This window comes from Devosia psychrophila (assembly GCF_000971275.1).
GTDB lineage: Bacteria > Pseudomonadota > Alphaproteobacteria > Rhizobiales > Devosiaceae > Devosia > Devosia psychrophila.
The window spans coordinates 1-4271 of the sequence record NZ_LAPV01000095.1; the positions used below are offsets into that span (position 1 = coordinate 1).

Annotated in this window: 4 protein-coding genes and 3 pseudogenes; 2 read left to right on the forward strand and 5 right to left on the reverse strand. The window is 56.8% G+C overall.

Annotated elements, in window-relative coordinates:
• From WH91_RS24910 to WH91_RS10205, 4 genes and pseudogenes are all read right to left on the reverse strand, one after another.
• A pseudogene (locus tag WH91_RS24910) lies at positions 1-94 on the reverse strand (IS5/IS1182 family transposase); the annotation flags it as partial.
• Between the two features lie 359 nt (positions 95-453).
• A pseudogene (locus WH91_RS10195) lies at positions 454-900 on the reverse strand (NAD(P)H-dependent oxidoreductase); the annotation flags it as partial.
• Between the two features lie 95 nt (positions 901-995).
• Positions 996-1655 (reverse strand): hypothetical protein, encoded by a 660-nt coding sequence (locus WH91_RS24205; RefSeq protein WP_143078261.1) that lies wholly within the window; start codon positions 1653-1655, stop codon positions 996-998.
• A 679-nt stretch (positions 1656-2334) separates the two neighbouring features.
• Positions 2335-2790: an NUDIX hydrolase gene (locus WH91_RS10205; protein WP_046170911.1), complete on the reverse strand. Its 456-nt coding sequence runs from the start codon at positions 2788-2790 to the stop codon at positions 2335-2337.
• A gap of 320 nt (positions 2791-3110) precedes the next feature.
• Between WH91_RS10205 and WH91_RS10210 the strand changes: the two are divergent.
• Together WH91_RS10210 and WH91_RS10215 are read left to right on the forward strand one after the other, a co-directional pair.
• Positions 3111-3407, forward strand: a pseudogene (locus tag WH91_RS10210) (IS21 family transposase); the annotation flags it as partial.
• Entirely contained in the window at positions 3391-3927 is a 537-nt protein-coding gene (locus WH91_RS10215) for a methyl-accepting chemotaxis protein (protein ID WP_046170913.1), read from the forward strand. The pseudogene WH91_RS10210 and the gene WH91_RS10215, both read left to right, overlap by 17 nt.
• Before the next feature lie 41 nt (positions 3928-3968).
• Here the strand turns inward: WH91_RS10215 and WH91_RS10220 are convergent.
• Positions 3969-4271, reverse strand: a 303-nt coding sequence (locus tag WH91_RS10220) for an IS3 family transposase (RefSeq protein ID WP_046170915.1), incomplete at its 5' end; no start/stop codon positions are given.

The window sequence follows — 4271 nt, forward strand, 5'->3', positions numbered from 1 at the left end:
GATCATCTACCCGGGGCTTGCCGCGCACGTCGGTTGGAAGCAGCGGCTCGATCCGGGCCCACTGCGCATCGGAAAACCAAAAGAAATCACCCATAATCACCGCCTCCTCAATGAGGCAGTGAATCACGGCCCGATTGGTATGGGAATCCACTTATTGGGTCCGGACCCTAGTCTCTTTCACATGCGGCTTGATTGCCGTGATGATGTGAAGATGACCCCGCGGTGTTTCTCCCGTTCATGACCAAGATGAAGATTTGTGAAGGTGATGTAGCTGATGCATTGCCTGAGCGGGCAGTTCGCCGCGGCTCGAAAAAGTAGTGGTTCATTGGTCGAGATGGAAACGTGGCAGCCTGAGGCCAAGTCCCGTCAGCTGGCATTGCGCCCGAAGGGGGATGCCCAACAACCCCGCATGACGGGCCCTGCATCGAGCTTCCCGATTGGAATACGATGCCTTTACTTCTGGCGCGGTGCAACAAGGTCGCTTCCGGGAATTGTAGTCCCTTTGCGTTGCCCGATTATGGCGTCGCGCAGCGTCTTGGCGGCGTTCCGCACTTCGCCCTGCATAGCTTGGTCCTTGTCCAGCGCCTGGGGACTGGTCGCATAGGGCTCCCAATAGCCGATATAGCGGTCGAGTTCGGCCAAGGGCCCGGCCGGCGCCAGGTCCATGAATTTGAGCCAGTCCGAAATCGAGCGCCGCACATCCTTAGTGCCCTCGACATCACCATGTACCACCACCGAGAACAGCCGCCCCTTGAGATGCTTGGGATAGTCCCAGCCATCGAGCTCGATCTGCTTGGCCAAGGCTGCCTCCTTGCCCTGCATCAGCGTCGGGTCGGGGTTACCGCCATCGGCGCAGACCAGGCGATCCATCATCGCCTTGAGCGGCGATGTCACCTGATACTATTCGGGGCCGCTAGATCGCGAGACAGCCTGAAGTACGGCTGAAATGCCATGGCCCATTGATTACTAAGTAGCGACTCTGAAGCCTGCTGAACTCAAGCTCGGTTGTTGGGTGCCGCGTTGGTCGACAACCGCGCCTTGGTAGCTTTCACTGGTTCAATTGGGATAAATGTTCCTGAAACGACCTTGGCTTCTACGTCGGCGACAAATGCTAAATTTTCTTCTAACTCCACCCCAACATCGATCAAACGTTCCAGAAGATCATTATATTCATTCGAACTGCCATCTGTGGCAAAGAGAATAAGATCCAGTAGCGCCTCCGTTTTTTCAGCAAGGCCAGCGGCTTCACTGTGGGCGCCCCTATAGATATCGAGATTTGGTGTAGCGCCACCCGTTCTACCAAAGGCTTGAGCAACTCTAGTCGAATTAGCAGCGACCTTGCGAAGGCTACCAAGCCTTGTTCGAATTGGTTGGAAAAGTGCTGTTACTTCCTCAGCGGAAGCTTCTCGAACGCCACCATTTTGATCTGCCATCTCGGCGTAGGGCCGCATAAGCCTTGGCTGCGTTGTAACGCTATCCTCTAATGGGGAAGGTCGTTCAGGAGAAACACCGGTTCGGATCACAGGCAGGGTTAAGCCACCGTCGGAGGGGGCCCGCTGAGCCGCATTCTGCCTTGTTTTCTGCTGCGCTCTAGTCCGGGCAATCCACCAAGCAACAATAGCCGCCATTAGTGCTAAGGCAACGATCAGTTCCATATCTTTTCCTCCAGCTAAACCCTACGACGCCGCGCAACACAGTCATACAAAACCGTCGTTTTTCTTAAGTTCTGGGGGGTGACGCAGGCAGGCCATGGAGTCGCAACTGAGCGTGGCGGTCCAGATAGTCCTCTAGCTCCCGCTTGATCATCAAAAGACGGCGCCCAACGTCAGTATCTACCGCCGTTGGATTGAGCTCCAGCCACCTCTCGCACCCATACAACAGGGTACTGATGTTTGCGGGTGGATGCGGGCCATCAAGATCGCCCGCATGATCGCGCCAGTGAGATATGCCAAGCAGATAATTGGGCGCCATAGGATCGTCTCTGGCTTGTCAGCTACACAATGCACAGTAAGGATCCCCGATCTCCTTTGCGCTCTATCATATGCAGTGATTTGGCGGGGGCTGTCGACAAACGTCCGACATGTCCACAAAGGCGAAGTTATTGGCACGTATGAGCGCCGCGGTCCGATGTACCGATCAACTAGGGCAGGGCAGGGCAGGGGCGGCGGCCACTAATTCGCATAATATCTGGTATGGAACACCGAGGTTGGGGCCGTCAGCGGCCTGACCGCTTCGGGCGCATGCGGCGCGAAATAGCGGACGTCCAATCCGAGGGGCTACGTCTTGGATCGGCCCAGATCAGTCATTGGGTGGCGCGATGACGTTGCCGCAGGCCTAGAACAAGGCAGGTCGACCCGACGCCAAATTTGATAGAAACTTGGCAAGGTCAGGCTCGAAGACAGCCTTGGCAGCTTTCCTAAGCGAGAACCACTTCCTCCGCCGTTCATCCTTCTCGTCCCATTTATTCAACTGAGTGAGCACTCGTACGGAGTAGATCACCGCTTGGGACGGTTTTGTCGTGCCGTCATCGAGCAGCTTGATGAAATGATAGGATCCGATCGGTGTGTCCGATACGGTTCCCTCTATGCCGGCCTCTTCCCGAGCTTCTTGCAACGCCGCTTCCGCATCGCTTTTACCGGCCATTGGCCAACCCTTGGGCAACATCCATTTCTGATTGGTGCGCGATGTCACCAGAAGGATGGACCTAGACCCGTCCTCCTCAAGTCGCCAAGGCAGCGCAGCGACTTGCCTGCCTATCCCGAAATCGTTTGTCCGCAGCAACTTAGCCATGGGACTTTGCAGCAAGATGCAAATTTCTCACAGGCGTATCGTTGCCAAGAACGGCACGTCGGGTGCGTGTGTAGCTCGAAGTTCCACTCATCCGAATGAGTTGTAGCCTGCAGCCAGCTGTAGGCAAGTCCCCAGCCGATTGTTGTATGGTCAACCTATCGGCTGCACCCTCGAATTAGGGAGCCAAATCGAGGTCGAAGCATACCCCGTTGTGCATGGCGGTGAGAAGTTAGGCCACTGAGGGTCGGCATTTGAGCTGATGCGGGCGGCGTAAAAGTCGACCAGTGGTTAGGCTGGTTTCCTTTGCGGGGCCGCCGGGGATGTTCGCAGTGGAGGTTTATGGGGCGGTTCGGCGGTTTGTGCTCGTGGAGGGTCACAGCCGGCGGGAGGCGGCTCGGGTGTTTGGGCTGAGCCGGGACACGGTGCTGAAGATGTGCCGGTTTTCGCTGCCACCGGGCTATACGCGCAGCAAGCCGGTGGCGCGGCCGAAGCTGGACGCGATGGTGCCGGTGATCGATGCGATCCTGGAGGAAGATCGGGCTGGCCCGGTCAAGCAGCGCCACACGGCCAAGCGGATCTTCGAGCGGTTGCGCGACGAGCATGGGTTCAGCGGCGGCTAAAGGTTTCGCCGTGGTTGCCATCGAGGTGAGGCGCCTCGCTCAGTCCGCGGCGCAGGCCTCATCCGGGGTGAAGGTTCTGATAGACCAGAGCGCCCATGAAGTGTCGGGTGGTTCGAAGCTGGTGGCTGACGCTGCAGGCAAACTGTTGTCGATGCTGGAATCGATCAAGGAGAACAATTCGCTGCTCGATGACATTGCTCGAGCCAGCGGCGAGCAGGCGGCCTCAATCGAAGAAGTAAACACCGCGGTGCGTGCCATGGATGAAATGACCCAGCACAACGCGGCTTTGGTTGAAGAGATCAATGCCGCGGTCGAACAGAACGAGGTACAGGCGTCCGAACTTGACCGCGTAGTGGATATTTTCCGGCTTGACGCCAAAGTTCAGCCGAACCGTATCGAGCAGAAGCCGGCGGCCGTCGCTGGCATCAAGGGGCTGCAGCAGCGTTTGAAAAGCGCGACATTATATTACAGTCCCCACGGCAATGCTGCGATCAAAGGCGATTGGTCTGAGTTTTGAGGACTTCCGTCAGAGGGGGTGCGGACGAAAACTTGGACCGGTTATGCTGTAATGCCAAGACTTTGTCGGTATTCGATTGGGCTAAGAGAGCCAAGGGATATCTTGATGCGCTTCTCATTGTACCAACGGATGTAGGAATCAACCTCGATAACGAACTGCTCGACCGTGGTGGCGGTCCAATCCCGAGGGTAGAAGAGTTCTGTTTTCAACCTGCCGAAAAACCCCTCGCACGCAGCGTTATCTTGCGAGCATCCCTTGCGGGACATTGAGCGAACCAGCTTCGCGTCAGCAATCCTGGGTAACCAGCCTGCCCAGCGATAATGAGCACCGCGATCAGAATGAAC